At 73.1% G+C, this 18,950-nt stretch carries 16 protein-coding genes; 15 read left to right on the forward strand and 1 reads right to left on the reverse strand.

All coding sequences use genetic code 11. The annotated features are described in order from the left end of the window. The first annotated feature begins 109 nt into the window (after positions 1–109). Positions 110–2,707, forward strand: coding sequence for an ATP-dependent chaperone ClpB (gene clpB / locus JK359_RS37040; protein WP_201844029.1), 2,598 nt, complete (start codon positions 110–112; stop codon positions 2,705–2,707). 337 nt (positions 2,708–3,044) lie between these two features. After that, complete coding sequence (locus tag JK359_RS37045; RefSeq protein WP_201844030.1) at positions 3,045–3,575, forward strand: type III secretion system chaperone family protein; 531 nt, start codon at positions 3,045–3,047, stop codon at positions 3,573–3,575. Positions 3,576–3,625: 50 nt separating this feature from the next. Here the strand turns inward: JK359_RS37045 and JK359_RS37050 are convergent, their stop codons facing one another. Then, positions 3,626–4,810 (reverse strand): pyridoxal phosphate-dependent aminotransferase, encoded by a 1,185-nt coding sequence (locus JK359_RS37050; RefSeq protein ID WP_201844031.1) that lies wholly within the window; start codon positions 4,808–4,810, stop codon positions 3,626–3,628. Positions 4,811–4,957: 147 nt separating this feature from the next. Between JK359_RS37050 and JK359_RS37055 the strand changes: the two genes are divergently transcribed. From JK359_RS37055 to JK359_RS37115, 13 genes are all read left to right on the forward strand, one after another. Next, entirely contained in the window at positions 4,958–5,323 is a 366-nt protein-coding gene (locus JK359_RS37055; RefSeq protein WP_201844032.1) for a hypothetical protein, read from the forward strand. Between the two features lie 327 nt (positions 5,324–5,650). Further along, positions 5,651–6,175, forward strand: coding sequence for a DUF2617 family protein (locus JK359_RS37060; protein ID WP_201844033.1), 525 nt, complete (start codon positions 5,651–5,653; stop codon positions 6,173–6,175). Positions 6,176–6,273: 98 nt separating this feature from the next. Further along, positions 6,274–7,908 (forward strand): polyamine aminopropyltransferase, encoded by a 1,635-nt coding sequence (locus JK359_RS37065; RefSeq protein WP_201844034.1) that lies wholly within the window; start codon positions 6,274–6,276, stop codon positions 7,906–7,908. A 503-nt stretch (positions 7,909–8,411) separates the two neighbouring features. Then, a complete protein-coding gene (locus tag JK359_RS37070; protein WP_201844035.1) occupies positions 8,412–9,314 on the forward strand; it encodes an SRPBCC family protein in 903 nt (300 codons plus the stop codon). Between the two features lie 56 nt (positions 9,315–9,370). Further along, entirely contained in the window at positions 9,371–10,159 is a 789-nt protein-coding gene (locus tag JK359_RS37075) for an aldose epimerase family protein (RefSeq protein WP_201844036.1), read from the forward strand. Between the two features lie 10 nt (positions 10,160–10,169). Beyond that, positions 10,170–10,718: an orotate phosphoribosyltransferase gene (gene pyrE, locus JK359_RS37080; RefSeq protein ID WP_201844037.1), complete on the forward strand. Its 549-nt coding sequence runs from the start codon at positions 10,170–10,172 to the stop codon at positions 10,716–10,718. Between the two features lie 143 nt (positions 10,719–10,861). Continuing rightward, a complete protein-coding gene (gene fbaA, locus JK359_RS37085) occupies positions 10,862–11,884 on the forward strand; it encodes a class II fructose-bisphosphate aldolase (RefSeq protein WP_201844038.1) in 1,023 nt (340 codons plus the stop codon). A 74-nt stretch (positions 11,885–11,958) separates the two neighbouring features. Continuing rightward, a complete protein-coding gene (locus JK359_RS37090) occupies positions 11,959–13,413 on the forward strand; it encodes an MFS transporter (RefSeq protein ID WP_201844039.1) in 1,455 nt (484 codons plus the stop codon). 176 nt (positions 13,414–13,589) lie between these two features. Further along, the gene (locus JK359_RS37095; protein ID WP_201844040.1) at positions 13,590–14,003 is read left to right on the forward strand and encodes a DUF3151 domain-containing protein; all 414 of its coding nucleotides are present in this window, start codon (positions 13,590–13,592) and stop codon (positions 14,001–14,003) included. 193 nt (positions 14,004–14,196) lie between these two features. Then, on the forward strand, positions 14,197–15,045 hold the full coding sequence (locus JK359_RS37100) for a tryptophan 2,3-dioxygenase family protein (protein ID WP_201844041.1): 849 nt from the start codon (positions 14,197–14,199) through the stop codon (positions 15,043–15,045). Continuing rightward, positions 15,038–16,249 (forward strand): kynureninase, encoded by a 1,212-nt coding sequence (gene kynU, locus JK359_RS37105; RefSeq protein ID WP_201844042.1) that lies wholly within the window; start codon positions 15,038–15,040, stop codon positions 16,247–16,249. The genes JK359_RS37100 and kynU overlap by 8 nt, the downstream gene beginning before the upstream one ends. A gap of 298 nt (positions 16,250–16,547) precedes the next feature. After that, positions 16,548–17,477 (forward strand): alpha/beta hydrolase family protein, encoded by a 930-nt coding sequence (locus JK359_RS37110; protein ID WP_201844043.1) that lies wholly within the window; start codon positions 16,548–16,550, stop codon positions 17,475–17,477. A 385-nt stretch (positions 17,478–17,862) separates the two neighbouring features. Beyond that, positions 17,863–18,831 (forward strand): alpha/beta hydrolase, encoded by a 969-nt coding sequence (locus tag JK359_RS37115; RefSeq protein WP_307788447.1) that lies wholly within the window; start codon positions 17,863–17,865, stop codon positions 18,829–18,831. The last annotated feature ends 119 nt before the right edge of the window (positions 18,832–18,950 follow it).

Genomic DNA, 18,950 nt, shown 5'->3' on the forward strand with positions numbered 1-18,950 from the left:
CCTAGCGCCGGAACCCTCCCCGGCGAACGTTGAGTGGAATAGACTCAACTTTGTGTACGCTGGTTAAGTCAGCAGTGGAAGAGTGTGCCCGAGGAGGAGAACGGACGACGTGGACGCCGAGCTGACCAACAGGAGCCGGGACGCGATCAACGCGGCGAGCAATCGCGCCGTGACCGAGGGGCACCCGGACCTCACCCCCGCTCACCTGCTGCTGGCTCTGCTCCAGGGCCAGGACAACGAGAACATCACCGACCTGCTCGCGGCCGTGGAGGCCGACCAGGCGGCCGTGCGCTCCGGCGCCGAGCGCATCCTCGCCGGGCTGCCCAGCGTGACCGGGTCCACCGTCGCGCCGCCGCAGCCCAACCGCGAGATGCTGGCCGTGATCGCCGACGCCGGCGAGCGCGCGAAGGACCTCGGCGACGAGTACCTCTCCACCGAGCACCTGCTCATCGGCATCGCCGCGACGGGCGGTCCGGCCGGCGAGGTGCTCAAGGGACAGGGCGCCGACGCGAAGAAGCTGCAGGACGCCTTCCAGAAGTCCAGGGGAGGACGCCGCGTGACCACCGCCGACCCCGAGGGCCAGTACAAGGCCCTGGAGAAGTTCGGCACCGACTTCACCGCCGCCGCCCGCGAGGGCCGGCTGGACCCGGTCATCGGACGGGACCAGGAGATCCGGCGGGTCGTGCAGGTGCTCAGCCGGAGGACGAAGAACAACCCCGTCCTCATCGGCGAGCCCGGCGTCGGCAAGACCGCCGTCGTCGAGGGGCTCGCCCAGCGGATCGTGAAGGGCGACGTGCCCGAGTCGCTGAAGGACAAGCGGCTCGTCGCGCTCGACCTCGGGGCCATGGTCGCCGGGGCGAAGTACCGCGGCGAGTTCGAGGAACGGCTGAAGGCCGTACTCGCCGAGATCAAGGGCTCCGACGGGCAGATCATCACCTTCATCGACGAGCTGCACACGGTCGTGGGCGCCGGCGCGGGCGGTGACTCCGCCATGGACGCGGGCAACATGCTCAAGCCCATGCTCGCGCGCGGTGAGCTGCGGATGGTGGGCGCCACGACCCTGGACGAGTACCGCGAGCGGATCGAGAAGGACCCCGCCCTGGAACGGCGGTTCCAGCAGGTGCTGGTCGCCGAGCCCACCGTCGAGGACACCATCGCCATCCTGCGCGGACTCAAGGGACGGTACGAGGCGCACCACAAGGTGCAGATCGCGGACAGCGCACTGGTGGCCGCCGCCGCCCTGTCCGACCGGTACATCACCTCCCGCTTCCTGCCCGACAAGGCCATCGACCTCGTGGACGAGGCCGCCTCCCGGCTGCGCATGGAGATCGACTCCTCGCCCGTCGAGATCGACGAACTCCAGCGCGCCGTCGACCGGCTGAAGATGGAGGAGCTGGCGATCGGCAAGGAGACCGATCCGGCCTCCCGCGAGCGGCTGGAGAAGCTGCGCCGCGACCTCGCCGACAAGGAGGAGGAGCTGCGCGGCCTGACCGCCCGCTGGGAGAAGGAGAAGCAGTCCCTCAACCGGGTCGGTGAGCTGAAGGAGAAGCTGGACGACCTGCGCGGACAGGCCGAACGCGCCCAGCGCGACGGTGACTTCGACACCGCCGCCAAGCTGCTGTACGGCGAGATCCCGCAGCTCGAGAAGGAACTCGAGGCCGCCTCCCAGGCCGAGGAGGAGGCCGCCAGGGACACGATGGTCAAGGACGAGGTCGGCTCCGACGACATCGCCGACGTCGTCGCCGCCTGGACCGGCATCCCGGCCGGCCGCCTCATGGAGGGCGAGACGCAGAAGCTGCTGCGCATGGAGGAGGAGCTGGGCAGGCGGCTCATCGGGCAGAGCGAGGCCGTACGGGCCGTGAGCGACGCCGTACGGCGCTCCCGGGCCGGTATCGCCGACCCCGACCGGCCCACCGGGTCCTTCCTCTTCCTCGGCCCCACCGGTGTCGGCAAGACCGAACTCGCCAAGGCCCTCGCCGACTTCCTCTTCGACGACGAGCGGGCCATGGTCCGCATCGACATGTCGGAGTACGGCGAGAAGCACAGCGTGGCCCGGCTGGTCGGCGCGCCCCCCGGGTACGTCGGCTACGAGGAGGGCGGCCAGCTGACCGAGGCCGTGCGGCGGCGCCCGTACAGCGTCGTCCTGCTGGACGAGGTGGAGAAGGCCCACCCGGAGGTCTTCGACGTCCTGCTCCAGGTGCTGGACGACGGCCGCCTGACGGACGGACAGGGCCGTACGGTCGACTTCCGCAACACCATCCTGGTGCTCACCTCCAACCTGGGCAGCCAGTTCCTGGTCGACCCGGTCACCAGCGAGGCGGAGAAGAGGGAACAGGTGCTGGAGGTCGTCCGGACCTCCTTCAAGCCGGAGTTCCTCAACCGGCTCGACGACCTCGTCGTCTTCACCGCCCTCACCAAGCCCGAGCTGGAGCGGATCGCCCGGCTGCAGATCGACCGCCTGGCCAGGAGGCTGGCCGAGCGGCGGCTCACGCTGGACGTCACCCCCGCGGCGCTGGCATGGCTCGCCGAGGAGGGCCTGGACCCGGCCTACGGCGCCCGCCCGCTGCGCCGCCTGGTGCAGACCTCCATCGGCGACCGGCTCGCCAAGGAGATCCTGTCCGGCGAGGTCAAGGACGGCGACACGGTCCGCGTCGACCGCGTCGGCGAGGGCCTGCTGGTCGGCCCGGACACGGGCAAGACGCTGTGACGCCCGGATACTGATCGCCGAGCCGTACGAGGGCCCGCAGCGGGCCCTCGTACGGCTCTCGGCGACGTTCGCGGCGCACGCGCCGGACCCCGGCTCGGCCGCGCCCGGGACCAGCCCGGCGCAGTCCTCGGTGCCCTCCCGGAACCAGTGCCGCGACCGCCGCGAAGAACCCCCGTCTCGTCCGCCCTCGCGCCGCCGTACCGGCCCCCTCGGCCGCGGGCTCCCCACCCGACCGGACGGATCATGTCAGCCGACGGCTGACAGGCCCCGTCGGGGCTTGCCACGCCCCTCCCCGCATGGGGGAGGATGGCGGCATCCGCATGAAGGGAAAAACACGGTGAGCATCGACCCGTCCTCGATTCCGAATTTCGGGGGCCAGCCCGAACCGCAGCCCCAAGGACCGGCGGGCCCCGTCCTCCCGGATCAGGACCTGGTGAAGCAGCTTCTCGACCAGATGGAGCTGAAGTACATCGTCGACGAGGAGGGTGACCTCGCGGCGCCGTGGGAGCAGTTCCGCACCTACTTCATGTTCCGGGGAGAGGCCGAGCAGGCGGTCTTCTCGGTGCGGACCTTCTACGACCGCCCCCACACGATCGACGAGAAGCAGCAGCTGCTGGAGTCCGTCGACGACTGGAACCGCCGCACGCTGTGGCCGAAGGTGTACACCCACACCCACGACGACGGCAGCGTCCGCCTGATCGGCGAGGCCCAGATGCTGATCGGCACGGGCGTCGACATCAACCACTTCGTCTCCTCCACGGTCAGCTGGGTGCGGGCCGCGATCGAGTTCGACAAGTGGCTGATCGAGCAGCTCGGTCTCGAGGAGGACGCCGAGGCGTCCGAGGAGCGGGGCGAGGACGAGGAGTGATCCTCCGCCGCCGCTGAGGCCCGGGGGCCGGCGCCCCCGGGCCCCGGCCCTCACATGCTCCGCAGCCGCTGCGCCGCCTCCCGGAGCACCTCTTCCCGCTTGCAGAACGCGAACCGCACGAACGGGGCCCCGGCCTCCCGGTCGTCGTAGAAGACCGCGTTGGGGATGGCCACCACGCCCGCGCGTTCCGGCAGCGCACGGCAGAAGGCGAAGCCGTCCTTCTCGCCGAGGGGGCGGATGTCGGTGGTGATGAAGTAGGTGCCGGCCGGCTCGAACACCTCGAAGCCCGCCGCCCTCAGCCCCTCGGCCAGGATGTCCCGGCGGGCCAGCATGCCCCGGCGGAACTCCTCGAAGTAGGAGTCGGGCAGGGCCAGTGCCTCGGCCACCGCGTACTGGAACGGTCCCGAGGACACGTAGGTCAGGAACTGCTTCGCCGTGCGGACCGCGCCGACCAGCTCCGGCGCCGCCGTCACCCAGCCGACCTTCCAGCCGGTGAACGAGAACGTCTTGCCGGCCGAGCCGATGGTCACCGTCCGCTCCCGCATCCCCGGGAACGTGGCGAGCGGCACGTGCCCGGCCGCGTCGAAGACCAGGTGCTCGTACACCTCGTCCGTCACCACCAGCAGATCCCGCTCCACCGCCAGCTCGGCGATCGCGGTCAGCTCCTCGCGCGTGAGGACCGTACCGGTCGGGTTGTGCGGGGTGTTGATCAGCAGCAGCCGGGTGCGTTCGGTGACGGCCGCCCGCAGCTCGTCCAGGTCCAGCCGGAAGCGGGCCACGTCACCGGAGTGCGGCCGGAGCGTCACCGGCACCCGCCGGCCGCCCGCCATGGCGATGCTCGCCGCGTACGAGTCGTAGTACGGCTCCAGGGCCACGACCTCGTCACCGGGCTCGACCAGCGCCAGCAGCGCGGCGGCGATCGCCTCCGTGGCGCCCGCCGTGACCAGCACCTCGGTGTCGGGGTCGTACGACAGTCCGTAGCGGCGCCGCTGGTGCCCGGCGACGGCGGTACGCAGCTCGGGGATCCCGGGGCCCGGCGGGTACTGGTTGCCGCGGCCGTCGCGCAGGGCCCGAACGGCGGCCTCCCGGATCTCCTCGGGGCCGTCGGTGTCCGGGAAACCCTGGCCCAGGTTGATCGACCCGGTCGCCACGGCGAGCGCCGACATCTCGGCGAAGATCGTCGTCCCGAACTCGGCGAGCCGGCGGTTGAGGTGGGGGCGTGCGCTGGAGGTCATGGGCCATCCTGCGCCCAAGCTCTGGAGTTCCTCAACTCTGCTTTGGGCGTCGAAGCGGCCGGGCATCCCCCCGTCACCGCGGCAGACGCGGAAGTACGCGAGGCGCCCACGGGGGGCCGCTTCGGGGGAAGGAAGGAGGGTGACGCCATGAGCGACAACGCGATCGAGGGCATCATCCTGGCGGTGGCCGTCGTAGTGGTCGTCGGGGCGAGCCAGGCCCGCCTCAAGCGGCGGAACCGGGTCTCGCTCGGCAAGGGCCGGCGGGGCCGGTCGTACGGCTCGTCCTCGTCGTCCTCGACGTATGCGGACGGCGGGAACAGCAGCTGGTGGGTGGGCGGCGGCGACTCCGGTTCTTCGGGGGGCCACGGCGGCGGCCACCACGGGGGCCACCACGGCGGCCACTCCTGCGGCGGCAGCTCCTCCTGCGGCGGCAGCTCCTCCTGCGGTGGCAGCTCTTCCTGCGGCGGGGGTTCGTCGTGCGGTGGGGGAGGCGGATGCGGGGGAGGCAGCTGACACGGGGCAGCTGAGCTTCCGGAACAGGGGGAACCGCATCCGCACCGCACCTGAGCGCCCGTCGGGGGCGAACATCCGGCGGGCGCTCGGCTGTTCCCCTTTCCGCGCCCGGCGTACGCCATGGTTGAACAATTGAGCAGTGAGGCCCTCTGAGGGATGGAAACCCCACGAACTTGGGTAAAAACGCTGTGGCGTAGCCACTGTTCATGATTCCCTCTAAATCGCCAACACAGCCCCTCGGACGTCCCTGAAGACTCCCCACCCGGCCGGGCCGGCTGGGCTGACATGGCCGATCTCTCCCTCCTTGCGTGTTAGCGGAGCCGATCCATGCTCACGACCCTGAACACCTCCTACACCGATACCCGCGCCGCCGACCTGGCCTGGGCACTGGGGCGCGAGCCGCTGCCCGCCCTCGCCACACTCGACCTCGAACTCACCGGAGCGAAACTACAGTTGAGACTGCTCGGCGCGTCCCACCAGGTGATCCTGGAGGAGGAGCGCGGTGACTGTTCGGAGACGGTCGCCTGCCTCCCCGGTTCCAGCACCCCGCTGCCGCTGGGCGTGGCCAAGCGCGTCGGCGACTGGGAGTACGAGTTCGCCGCCCGCGTCGAGGTGCTCAGCCCGGGCTCCTTCGCGGGCCGCGCCCAGGAACTACTGGCCCTCGTCTCCGACCATCCGCACGGCCTCGCCGGCGTCTTCCCCGGCAGCCCGCACGCCTTCACGGCGATGCTCGCCCAGCGGCACGAGGGCCAGGTGCACTGGCGCACCTGGCACTCCTACCCGCAGGACGGGCAGCTGGTGGCCACCCGGACCCGGGTCGGAGCGCGGGTGGCGGCGCCGCAGCCGGGTTGATCGATGGGCGGCGCCATAAACCCGCACGGCGTCAACTGCCCGCAGATCCACACGTGTGGGTGACGAAGCGTCCCGAGTGCGTAACGTAACGTCGCAGCGTGATCGAGCCGCACGCCCCCGCACCCCCGGGTGTCCCGCCCTCCTGGACGGGCCCCGCACGGCTGCCCGTCCGACCCGGCACCGGGCGGTTCCTGGTCCTCGTGTGCGTCTTCGTCTGCGCGGCCTGCGGACTGGTGTACGAACTCGAACTCGTCGCGTTCGCCTCGTACTTGATCGGCGACTCGGTCACCCAGGCCTCCGTGGTGCTGTCCGTCATGGTGTTCGCGATGGGCATCGGCTCCCTCGGCGCCAAGCGGCTGCGCTGGCACGCGGCGGCCGGTTTCGGTGCGGTCGAGACGGTCCTCGCGCTGGTCGGCGGGTGCAGCGCGATGGCCCTGTACGCCGTGTTCGCGTGGACCGGCGGCTGGGGCGGGGTGTGGGCCGCCGGGCCCCGCTGCCTCCTGGTCGCCTTCTCCCTCGCCATCGGCCTGCTCATCGGCGCCGAGGTGCCGCTGCTGATGGAGCTGATCCAGCGGATCCGCCGGCAGGACGCGGGCGGCGCCGTCGCCGACCTGTTCGCGGCGGACTACGTGGGCGCCCTGGTCGGCGGTCTCGCCTTTCCCTTCCTGCTCCTGCCGTTCCTCGGCCAGTTGACCGGAGCGCTGGTCACCGGGGCGGTCAACGTGGTCGCCGGCGGCGCCCTGGTCCTCGGCCTCTTCCGCCGCGACCTCACCCGCCGCGCCCGCTGGACCCTCCTGCTCGCCGGCCTCGGCGTGCTCAGCGTCCTCGCCTCCGCCGCCGCCCTCGCCGACGACTTCGAACGGGCCGCCCGGCACGCCGTGTACGGCACGGACGTCCGGGTGGCCGTGCAGACCGGCGTCCAGGAGATCGTCCTGGCCGGCGGCACCCACGGCCGTCCCCTCGACCTCTTCCTCGACGGGCGCCTCCGCGTCGGCGGCCGGGACCAGTACCGCTACCACGAGGCCCTGGTCCACCCCGCCCTGGCCGGCCCCCACGCCCGCGTCCTGGTCCTCGGCGGCGGCGACGGCCTGGCCGCCCGCGAGGTGCTGCGCCACCGCGGCGTGCGCCGCGTCGACGTCGTCGAACTCGACCCCGCACTGGTGCGCCTGGCCCGCAGCGACCCCGGCCTGACCGCCGCCAACGGCCACGCCCTCGCCGACCCGCGCGTCCACGTCACCACCGCCGACGCGCTCACCTGGCTGCGGGGGACACGCGGACCGGCGTACGACGTCCTGATCGCCGACCTCCCCGACCCCGGGATCACCGCCAGCACCAAGCTGTACTCCCAGGAGTTCTACGGTCTGGCCCGCCGCGTGCTGGCCCCGCACGGCCGCCTGGTCGTGCACGCCGGGCCGGTCACCACCCGGCCCCGCGCCTTCTGGACGGTCGCCGCGACCCTCCGCACGGCCGGACTCGCCCCCACCCCCTACCGGGTCCTCGGTCAGGACTCCGGCTTCGCCACGGGCCCCGACCGAGCGGCCGACACGTCCGGCGCCCCCCACGACTGGGGCTTCCTCCTGGCCGCCCCGGGCCACACCCCCCCACCCCTGCGCCCGGGCCTCCCCGCCCTGCACACCCTGACGCGGGCCGCCTTGAACGCGGACGAGAGAGCAGCCCGCCGAACCCGCATCACCGACTTGCCGCCCTCGACACTGGTACACCCCCGCTACTGATCCCCGACCGCCCCCCCGAGCCCCTCCGGCGCACGTCTCGGGGGGAGTGGGGGCGGGTGGGGTGCGGGGGCGGGAAGACGAGCGTGAGGCTTGTTCCTCCCGCCCGGCTGCCCACCACCGAACCCTCCGGCCCACCTCTCGGGGGGAGTGGGGGCGGGTCGGGTGCGGGGTCGTAAGACGAGCTTGAGGCTTGTTTCTCGGGGGATCGAGTGGGCTGGGGGCAGGGGTGGGGAGAGGGTCTTGAGGCTTGTTTCGCGCGGGCCGGGTGGGGAGTGCGACGGCCGGCGGGGCGGTCGGTGAGGCGTGCCGGCGGCTGGCGAGCGCCCAGCGTCGCCCTCTCCGTCGACCGAGTCGGGTGGGCTGGGGGCGCCGGGGCGGGGAGAAGGGCTTGGGGGCCGCTGCTCGGGGGCGCTGGTCGGGTGGGTGGGCAAACGGGGGTCTGGGGGCGAAGCCCCCAGCACGCCCGGGTGAGTTCCGGCCATGACTGGGTAGGCTCACCGACCATGGAGCACCAGGTCTTCGTCCCGGCCCCCACCGAGAGGCTCACCGCGGCGCTGGCCGACCCCGCCCGCGTCGTCCGCGCGATCCCCGGCCTGCAGCAGGACGCCGGTGCCGAACCGATCACCGGCCGCCTGAAACTGCGCGTCGGCGGCCACTCCGTCACCTACCGCGGCACACTCCGCGTGCTGCCCCGCACGGACGGCACGTACGCCGTCGAGGGCGAGGCCACCGAGGCCCGCGGCGCCGGCACGGTCACTCTCGCCCTGACCCTGCGCCTGACCGCCACCGAGGGCGGCACCACGGTCACGGTCGAAGGCACGGCGGACGCGTCCGGCCGCATCACGGAACTGCCGGCGGACACGGTCACCGCGGCGGCGACGAGGCTGCTGGACCGCTGCCTGGAGTCCCTGACGACGGACCGGCAGCCGGAGCCCGACAGCGAACCGAACGGCGAGCAGAAGCCCGCGGACACCGGATCCGAGCCGGCCCCGGCCGGCGAGTCCGCTCGGGCCTCCGTCTTCGACACCGCCGTCCCCCCGCCCTCCCTTGACCCGGACGCGGACCGGGACGTGGCGGAGGACGTGGACGTGGCGGAGGACCTGGACGAGGGCGCGGACGTGGACGAGGACGTGGACGAGGACGTCGACGCCGGTTGTTCCGACCGGCTCACCGGGGACTTCGCCGACACCGGCGCACCGCCCGCCGAGGCCGCGCACGCGCGCCGGACGATGATCGGCCGCAGCGCCGAGGAGGTCGACCACGCCCCGCCGCGCGGCCGTTACGCCCCCGTACCGGCCCCCCAGACCGTCGTCGGCAGCCCCGTCCTGCGCTGGGCGGCCCCCGCCGCGGCGCTGGCACTCGCCTCGGCGATCGTGGTCACCCGCGTCCTGCGCAAGCGCCGCTGACCCGAGCGGAGCGCCGTCCCGAGCGCCCTCTTGATCACCCCAGTAGGGTCGGTTCCGTGAGTGACGAAGAGATCACGCTGACCGCGGGCGACGCGGAAGTGAGCGTGCGGCCCGGCGACGGCGGCCGCATCGGTGGACTCCGGACCGGCGGCGTGCAGCTGCTGCGGCAGGGCGAGCGCTACGGCTGCTTCCCTATGGTGCCCTGGTGCGGCCGGATCCGGGAGGGCCGCTTCCTGGACGGCGGCACCGTCCGCCAGATGCCGCTCAACTCCCCGCCGCACGCCATCCACGGCACCGCACGCGACGGGGCCTGGCGCACCGCGCGGGTCTCCGGGAACGAGGCGGTGCTCACGTACGAGCTGACCGACCCCTGGCCGCACTCCGGCCGTGTCACCCAGATCGTCACGCTCGCCGAGGACGCCCTGACGCTGACGATGTCCGTGGAGACGTACGACGACTCCTTCCCGGCGCAGCTCGGCTGGCACCCGTGGTTCCGCCGCAACCTGGGCGGCGAGGACGCCCGGCTGGACTTCGAGCCGGCCTGGCAGGAGGAGCGCGGCGCCGACCACCTGCCGACCGGCAACCGCATCGACCGCAAGCCCGGACCCTGGGACGACTGCTTCGGCATGCCCGGCGGCGTCGACGTCACCCTGACCTGGCCCGGGCAACTGGAGCTGAAGGTGACCAGCCGCGAGGAGTGGGTGGTCGTCTACGACGAGCAGGCCGAGGCCGTCTGCGTGGAGCCGCAGACCGGCCCGCCGAACGGACTCAACACCCTCCCGCGCCTGGTCACCCCGCTGGAACCGCTGGAGGCGACGACCACCTGGAGCTGGCGGCGGCTCTAAGCTGGTCGGCATGACGGACGTACGCGGCGCGCTGCTGCAGCAGATCAAGGACAAGGCCGTGGTGCACGGCAAGGTGACGCTCTCCTCCGGTCTGGAGGCCGACTACTACGTCGACCTGCGCCGCATCACCCTCGACGGCGAGGCCGCCCCGCTGGTCGGACAGGTGCTGCTGGATCTGACCGCGGACCTGGAGTTCGACGCGGTGGGCGGGCTCACCATGGGCGCCGACCCGGTCGCCGCGGCCATGCTGCACGCCGCCGCCGCGCGCGGGAAGAAGCTGGACGCGTTCGTCGTCCGCAAGGCGGCGAAGGCCCACGGGCTGCAGCGCCGGGTGGAGGGGCCGGAGATCGCGGGCCGCCGGGTCCTGGTGGTCGAGGACACCTCCACCACGGGCGGCTCCCCGCTGACCGCCGTGGAGGCCGTGCGCGAGGCCGGTGCCGAGGTCGTCGCCGTCGCGACCATCGTGGACCGCGCGACCGGCGCCGCCGAGAAGATCGAGGCCGGCGCGGGCGTTCCGTACCGTTTCGCCTTCTCGCAGGATGAACTGGGCCTGGACTGACGACGCGGATTGACCTGGACTTGACCGGCGCATGGACCATCGGTTCATGTCTGGAAAGATGGGGCCGACGATGACGTCACACCCCAGGTCTAGGTCAGGGCCGTAACGCAGAACGCCAACCCGCACACTCAAGGAGCGGACAGATGCCCATCGCAACCCCCGAGGTCTACAGCGAGATGCTCGACCGGGCGAAGGCAGGGAAGTTCGCCTACCCGGCCATCAACGTCACCTCCAGCCAGACCCTGAACGCGGCGCTGCGCGGCTTCGCGGAGGCGGAGAGCGACGGCATCGTCCAGATCTCGACCGGTGGGGCCGAGTTCCTCGGCGGCCAGTACAGCAAGGACATGGTCACCGGCGCGGTCGCGCTCGCCGAGTACGCCCACATCATCGCCGAGAAGTACCCGGTCAACATCGCGCTGCACACCGACCACTGCCCGAAGGACAAGCTCGACGGGTACGTGCGTCCGCTGCTCGCGCTCTCCAAGAAGCGCGTCGACGCCGGTCTCGCCCCGCTGTTCCAGTCGCACATGTGGGACGGCTCCGCCGAGACCCTCGCCGACAACCTGGAGATCGCGCAGGAGCTGCTGGAGCAGGCCCGCGCCGCGAAGATCATCCTCGAGGTCGAGATCACCCCGACCGGTGGCGAGGAGGACGGTGTCTCGCACGAGATCAACGACTCCCTCTACACCACCGTCGAGGACGCGATCCGCACCGCAGAGGCCCTGGGCCTGGGCGAGAAGGGCCGCTACCTGCTGGCCGCCTCCTTCGGCAACGTGCACGGCGTGTACAAGCCGGGCAACGTCGTCCTGCGCCCCGAGCTGCTGAAGGAGCTGAACGAGGGCGTCGCCGCCCGGTTCGGCAAGGAGTCCCCGTTCGACTTCGTCTTCCACGGCGGCTCCGGCTCCTCCGAGGAGGAGATCCACACCGCGCTGGAGAACGGCGTCGTGAAGATGAACATCGACACGGACACCCAGTACGCCTTCACCCGCCCGGTCGCCGCCCACATGTTCACGAACTACGACGGCGTCCTGAAGGTCGACGGCGAGGTCGGCAACAAGAAGGCCTACGACCCGCGCACCTGGGGCAAGCTGGCCGAGGCCTCCATGGCCCAGCGCGTCGTCCAGGCCACGCAGAACCTGCGCTCGGCGGGCAACCGGATCAAGTAAACGGATCGGGTGAGCGGTGCTCCACCGGGCCCGGCGGCTGTCCACAGCGCCGGGCCCGCTGTATATCTGGGGTCATGCCCGATGTCCGGCTGGCGTCGCCCCGGGGCAAGTGGATCCTGCTGACCACGGTCCTCGGCTCCAGCATGGCCCTGCTGGACTCGACCGTCGTCAACGTGGCACTCCCGCGCATCGGCCGCGACCTGGACGCGAGCCTCGCCGCGCTGCAGTGGACGGTCAACGCGTACATGGTCACGCTGGCCGGGCTGATCCTGCTCGGCGGCTCGCTGGGAGACCGCTACGGCCGCCGCAGGATCTTCGTGCTGGGCGTGGTCTGGTTCGCCGCCGCCTCACTGCTGTGCGGCCTGGCCCCGACCCCCGGGGTCCTCATCGCCGCCCGTGCCTTCCAGGGCGTCGGCGGGGCACTCCTGACCCCCGGCTCGCTCGCGCTCATCCAGGCCTCCTTCCACCCCGACGACCGCAGCCGGGCGGTCGGTCTCTGGTCCGGTTTCGGCGGGATCGGGGCGGCCGTCGGCCCGTTCGTGGGCGGCTGGCTGGTGGACGGCCCCGGCTGGCGCTGGGTGTTCCTGCTCAACGTGCCGCTGGCCCTGCTGTGCGTCCCCGTCGCGCTCCGGCACGTCCCCGAGTCGTCCGACAGCCGTGCCCACGGCCGCTTCGACGTCCTCGGCGCCGCGTCGGGCGCCCTCGCGCTGGCCCTGCTGACGTACGCCCTGATCGAGGCCGGCGGCAGCGCCCTGCCGGTGGCGACGGCCGCGGCGGCGGGTGTGGCCGCGGCCGTCGGCTTCGTCCACGTCGAGAAGCACCACCCCGACCCGATGCTCCCGCCGGGCATCTTCGCCTCGCGCCAGTTCACGGCGGTCAACCTGGTCACGCTGACCGTCTACGCGGCCTTCAGCGGGTTCTTCTTCCTCACCGCGCTCCAGCTCCAGGTGGTGGCCGGCTACTCCGCCCTGCAGGCCGGCACGGCCCTGCTCCCGACGACGGCCCTCATGCTGCTGTTCTCGGCCCGCTCCGGCGCGCTGGCCGACCGCACGGGTCCCCGGCTGCCGCTGACCGTCGGCCCGCTGCTCTGCGCCGCGGCGATGCTGCTGATGCTGCGGGTGGGGCCGCACGCGAACTACCTGACGGACGTCCTGCCCGCCGTGCTGGTCATGGGCGCCGGTCTGGTCACCGTGGTCGCCCCGCTGACCGCCACGGTGCTGGCCTCCGTGGACACCGCGCAGGCGGGCCTGGCCAGCGGCATCAACAACGCGGCGGCGCGTGCGGCGGGTCTGGTGGCCGTGGCCGCGCTTCCGCTGCTGGCCGGGATGGGGCCGGAGGCGTACCGGTCGGCGACCGCGTTCGACGCGTCCTTCGACCGTGCGATGCCGATCTGCGCGGGGGTGCTCGTGGTCGGCTCGGTCCTGGCCTTCACGCTGGTCCGACGACCGCCGCCGAACTGCCGCCACCCGGAATGCAGGACTCACGGCTGTGTGACGTCCCCGCCGCTGGAGGCGGAGGGCCGGCAGTGACGTGGCTGCGGCGGTTCCCCGGCTGCGGGTCGGTGGGGGCGATCGCGCAGTTCCCCGCGCCCCTTGCGGGGCGGTCGTCGGTTCTGTACGGGGAGTGTGCGGGCCGGTGGGGGTGATCGCGCAGTTCCCCGCGCCCCTTGCGGGGTGGTCTCGGGGGTGTGCGGGAAACTGGGGGCATGACGATTCACGAGAACCTCCTCGGCGGTCCCCCTCCGACCCACCTCCCCGACGACCCGGAGCCGCGCGAGCTGCTCGCCCAGGGCGCCGCGCCCGCGGACGTCGCCGCCAAGTACCCGACCTCTTCGCTCGCCTGGGCCCAGCTGGCCGACGACGCGTTCGAGCGCGGTGCGGTCGTGGAGTCGTACGCCTATGCCCGTACGGGCTACCACCGGGGGCTGGACGCCCTGCGCCGCAACGGCTGGAAGGGCCACGGGCCGGTGCCGTGGGAGCACGAGCCGAACCGCGGCTTCCTCCGCGCCCTGCACGCGCTCGCCCGCGCCGCGCAGTCGATCGGCGAGCAGGAGGAGTACGAGCGCTGCGCGCAGTTCCTGAAGGACTCCTCGCCGACGGCGGCCCAGACGCTGGGCTGACCGCCGCACGCGTCAGGGGCCGCCCGCCGGGGCCCCTGACGCATGCAGTCCCCGCCAGGCGCGGCCGACGAGGTCACCGGCCGTGCCTTGCGGCGGAGGCGGTTGATTGCGCAGGATGCGGGATGGGGACCGGGGCCCCCGTGCCGGCATCGGCAGGGGCGGACCGCTACCCGGAGTAACACAGGAGACAGCGATGTCCCAACAGGGTCACCCCCCTTACGAGGCCGCTGAGCAAGACACCCCGAACCTCGACTTCGCGGGGACGACGCCGTACGAGGACTACGTCCGGGCCGATGTGCTCACCCATCTCCAGCACACCCTCTCCGACGACCCCGGAGAGATGGTCTTCCTGGTCACCACCCAGGTCATGGAGCTGTGGTTCACGGTCATCGTGCACGAGTGGGAGACGGCCGCGCGGGCCCTGCGCGCGGACGACGTCCCCACGGCCATCGCCGCGCTGAAGCGGTCCGTACGGGAACTGGAAGCCCTCAACGCCTCCTGGAAGCCGCTCGGCCAGCTGACCCCCGCGCAGTTCAACTCCTACCGCAGCGCACTCGGCGAGGGCTCCGGCTTCCAGTCGGCGATGTACCGGCGCCTGGAGTTCCTGCTCGGCGAGAAGTCCTCGTCCATGCTCGTACCGCACCGCGGCGCCCCCCGCGCCCACGCGGAACTGGAGAAGGCGCTGCAGGAGCCGAGCCTGTACGACGAGGTGGTACGGCTCCTCGCCCGCCGCGGGTACGCCATCCCCGACTCCGTGCTGAACCGGGACGTCTCCCTGCGGCACGAGCCGTCACAGGCCGTGGAGGCCGCCTGGACCGCCGTCTACGCCGGCGACGAGAGCGACGCGCTCGCCCGGCTCGGCGAGGCGCTGACCGACGTGGCCGAGCTGGTCTGGCGCTGGCGCAACGACCACCTGGTGGCCACCCGGCGCGCCATGGGCGCCAAGACCGGCACGGGCGGCTCCGCCGGCGTGGCCTGGCTGGAGAAGCGCGCCCGCAAGAACGTCTTCCCCGAGCTGTGGACGGCGAGGTCCCATGTCTGACCTGACCCTGCTCGCCGAGAAGCTCGACGCGGCGGACGAACTGGCCCCGGTGCGTTCCCGCTTCGTCCTCGGCCCCGCGTCCGACGACCCGGCCGACGCCGAGGGCATCTACCTGGACGGAAACTCCCTGGGCGCGCTGCCCGCCCACGTGCCCGACCGGGTGGCGGACGTCGTCCGCCGCCAGTGGGGCGAGCTGCGCATCCGCTCCTGGGACGAGAGCGGCTGGTGGACGGCGCCCGAACGGATCGGCGACCGGATCGCCCCGCTGGTGGGCGCGGCACCGGGCCAGATCGTCGTGGGCGACTCGACGAGCGTCAACGTCTTCAAGGCCCTGGTGGCGGCGATCCGCATGGCGGACGACGACCGGGACGAACTCCTCGTCGACGCCACGACCTTCCCCACCGACGGCTACATCGCCGAGTCGGCGGCCCGTCTCACCGGACGGGCGCTGCGCGCGGTCACCCCCACGGAACTGCCGGGCGCGCTGACCGGCCGCACCGCGGCCGTCCTGCTGAACCACGTCGACTACCGCACCGGCCGCCTCCACGACCTGCCCGCGCTCACCGCCGCGATCCACGCCGGCGGCGCCCTCGCGGTCTGGGACCTGTGCCACAGCGCGGGCGCCCTGCCCGTGGGACTCGACGAGCACGGGGTCGACCTGGCGGTCGGCTGCACCTACAAGTACCTCAACGGCGGCCCCGGTTCACCGGCGTACCTCTACGTCCGCCACGAGTTGCAGGACCGCTTCGACTCCCCGCTGCCCGGCTGGAACTCCCACGCCGACCCGTTCGGCATGGACCCGTCCTACGCTCCGGCACCGGGCGCGCTCCGCGGCCGGGTCGGCACACCGGACATCCTCTCCATGCTCGCCCTGGAGGCGGCCCTGGAGGTCTGGGACGGAGTGTCCCTGGCCGCGGTCCGCGCGAAGTCCCTCGCCCTGACGGACTTCTTCCTGCGCTGCGTGTCCGAGTACACCGAGCCGGGCCGGCTGGAGTGCGTGACGCCCGAACGTCACGAGGAGCGGGGCAGCCAGATCGCCCTGCGCTGCGCGGACGCCGGCGAGATCATGAAACGGCTGATCGCCCGGGGTGTCGTGGGCGACTTCCGCCACCCCGACGTGCTGCGCTTCGGCTTCACCCCGCTGTACGTGGGATTCCGGGACGTCGAGCGGGCGGCCCGCGTACTGGGGGAGGTCGTGGCCTAGGCGTGGCGCCGGGGACGGGCCGGGCCGGGCGGGAGGCGGCGTAGGAGCCCTCGCCGGGCCGGACGGGACGCGGGGTACGAGCCCTCGCCGGGCCGGACGGGACGCGGGGTACGAGCCCGCGTCCCGCCCGGCCCGCCCCACGGGACCGGTTGGCCTCACCGTGCGTGACATCCCCGTGTCCGCGCACGTCACCGGCCTGGTACCGTCCCCGCCAACGGCCTGCGCAGCACGGCCGGCGCACAATCCCCACCTGGTCCGCCACACGCCTGAACACGTTCTGTCGCTGAGAGGTTGGAGCATGCCGGACGACGCCGCAGCAGCCCGCGCCGCCGCCGAAGAGGAGTCGGCCTTCTCGCACCCCCCGGTCGACCCCGACGTCACCGCTGCCTACGGCGACCACCCCGACCAGGTGATCGACTTCTACGCCCCCCGCCCGGGCCCGGACTGCGCCGCCGACGCCCTCGCCCCCCTGGTCGTCGTCCTGCACGGCGGTGCCTGGCGGGCGCCCTACGACCGCCGCCACATCACTCCCTTCGCCGGCTTCCTGGCCCGCAGGGGCTTCGCGGTGGCCAACGTGGAGTACAGGCGCGGGGGTGAACCGCTGATTCCGGGACAGAGTGCGGGGGAGAGCGGGACGGCAGGGGCCGTGGCCGGTAGGACGCCTCTCGCCGGCCGCTGGCCCGACACCTTCGACGACGTCGCGGCGGCCCTGGACGCCCTTCCCGGCCTGGTCCGCGAGGCGCTGCCGCAGGCGGACCCGCGCCGTACGGTGCTGACCGGGCATTCGGCGGGCGGCCACCTCGCCCTGTGGGCGGCGGCCCGGCACGTCCTCCCGGCCGACGCCCGCTGGCGCACCGGCGGCCCGGCGCCGCTCCGCGGTGTCGTCGCGCTGGCGCCCATCGCGGACTTCGAGACGGCGGAGAAGCTGGAGGTCTGCGGACACGCGTCCCTGCAACTCCTGGGCGGGCAGGACGGTTTCGCCGAACGCCGGCCGTACGCCGATCCCGTGCTGCTCCTGCCGACGGGCATCGCCACGACCGTCGTCCAGGGCCGTAACGACCTGGACGTGCCTCAGGCGGTCGCCGAGTCGTACGCGGAGGCCGCGGCCAAGGCGGGGGAGATGGTCGGGCTGACGCTCCTGGAGGACGTCGGTCACTTCCCGCTGATCGACCCGGCGGCGGACGCCTGCGCGGTCGTGGCCGAGGAGATCGCCCAACTGGCCTGGTAGCAAGGCTCGTTGCAAGGCCGCGGCCAGCCCTGAAGGGGCCGACCCGGTGGTACCCGTAGTACCTGAGGTGTACGCGCCGGAACAGCCCTCTGGTGGGACGCCGGCGACAGCTGCCGATCCCTAACTTCCTTCTCAGTCGAGCCCGATGGCCGGGCGCACTGGAGGGAAGCCGACCGTGGGGCTCTGGCGATCGAAGGACGTGGCGTGCGGCGGGGTCCCGCGGGGTGCGGATACGGCCGGCACCGGCCGGAACAGCGCCGGCTCCCCTCGCCCTCATCATCGCCATCGCCTTTTCCGCCGCCGCCCCCGCTTCCACCGTTTCCGTCATCGGCCCCGCCGCCACGGTTTCGGTGACCGGTCCGGCTTTCGCCGTTTCCCTTTCTGGATCCGTCGCCGCGGGTTCCGCGCCTGGCGTCGCGGTTTCCTCGCCGTCCTCCTCGCCACGGCCATCGCGGCCCCCCTCTCGGCCGCGGCCCGTCCCGAGATCCCCGCGCCCGCCCCGGCAGCCCTGCCCCCGCTCACCGCGGCGACGCTGCCGACCGCCTATGCCGCCAACAGGGCCGACGCCGCCGAGGCCGCGCGGATGGCCGCCGCCCACGGTGACGGTCACCGCGCCTCAGCGGACCGCGCGCTGGCCGCCGCCTCCCGCCGGCTCCTCGCCTTCGACGGCCGGGGCGCCGGCCAGGCCACGGAGGTCCTCGGCGACTTCGCCCACGCCGACCACATCGCGGTCCTGGTCCCCGGCTCGGACACCTCGCTGGACACCTACGCCCGCTTCCACGCGGCGGCCGCGGCGCTGTACGCGGACCTCGTCCACCGGGCGGCTCCCGGCACCCGCGTCGCCGTGATCGCCTGGCTCGGCTACGAGACCCCGGCGACGGTCAGCACCACGGTGACCACGACCACCCGCGCCGACGAAGCCGCCCCGCACCTGCGCGCCTTCACACGCGGGCTGCACGCGGTGGCCCCGCCGCAGGCGCACGTCTCCCTGGTCTGCCACTCGTACGGCTCCGTGGTCTGCGGCCGGGCCGCCCGGGGCCTCGACGCGGACGACATCGCCCTGGTCGGCAGCCCCGGCACCGGCGCGGACACCGCCGCCGCCCTGCGCACCCGCGCCCGGGTCTGGGCGGCGCGCGGCAGCGACGACTGGGTGGCACACGTACCGCACCTGCGAGCCGACCTCTTCGGCACCACCGTCGGCTTCGGCACCGACCCGGTCGCGCCGGCCTTCGGCGCCCGGGTCTTCGACGCGGCCGACGCCGGCCACAGCGGTTACTTCGCCCCGGGCTCGGCCTCCCTCACCAACCTGTCCCGGATCGTCCTGGACGACCTCTCGGAGGTGACCCGTGCCTGAACCGTCCCGGCGCACGGCCGACCCCACACCCCAAGCCCCCGCCGACACCGCCCACCCACCCGCCCCCACCCGGGCCCGTCCCGCACCCCGCCCGTCCCACCGCACCCCTCAACCAGCCT

The organism is Streptomyces actinomycinicus (assembly GCF_016741775.1).
GTDB classification, from domain to species: Bacteria; Actinomycetota; Actinomycetes; order Streptomycetales; family Streptomycetaceae; genus Streptomyces; species Streptomyces actinomycinicus.

Excerpts from the sequence above, each read along its gene's own strand:
- JK359_RS37050 (WP_201844031.1), bottom strand. The coding sequence starts at position 4,810 with ATGACCTCCAGCGCACGCCCCCACCTCAACCGCCGGCTCGCCGAGTTC.
- JK359_RS37055 (WP_201844032.1), top strand. The coding sequence starts at position 4,958 with ATGAGCGACAACGCGATCGAGGGCATCATCCTGGCGGTGGCCGTCGTA.
- JK359_RS37060 (WP_201844033.1), top strand. The coding sequence starts at position 5,651 with ATGCTCACGACCCTGAACACCTCCTACACCGATACCCGCGCCGCCGAC.
- JK359_RS37070 (WP_201844035.1), top strand. The coding sequence starts at position 8,412 with ATGGAGCACCAGGTCTTCGTCCCGGCCCCCACCGAGAGGCTCACCGCG.
- pyrE (WP_201844037.1), top strand. The coding sequence starts at position 10,170 with ATGACGGACGTACGCGGCGCGCTGCTGCAGCAGATCAAGGACAAGGCC.
- fbaA (WP_201844038.1), top strand. The coding sequence starts at position 10,862 with ATGCCCATCGCAACCCCCGAGGTCTACAGCGAGATGCTCGACCGGGCG.
- JK359_RS37090 (WP_201844039.1), top strand. The coding sequence starts at position 11,959 with ATGCCCGATGTCCGGCTGGCGTCGCCCCGGGGCAAGTGGATCCTGCTG.
- JK359_RS37095 (WP_201844040.1), top strand. The coding sequence starts at position 13,590 with ATGACGATTCACGAGAACCTCCTCGGCGGTCCCCCTCCGACCCACCTC.
- JK359_RS37100 (WP_201844041.1), top strand. The coding sequence starts at position 14,197 with ATGTCCCAACAGGGTCACCCCCCTTACGAGGCCGCTGAGCAAGACACC.
- kynU (WP_201844042.1), top strand. The coding sequence starts at position 15,038 with ATGTCTGACCTGACCCTGCTCGCCGAGAAGCTCGACGCGGCGGACGAA.
- JK359_RS37110 (WP_201844043.1), top strand. The coding sequence starts at position 16,548 with ATGCCGGACGACGCCGCAGCAGCCCGCGCCGCCGCCGAAGAGGAGTCG.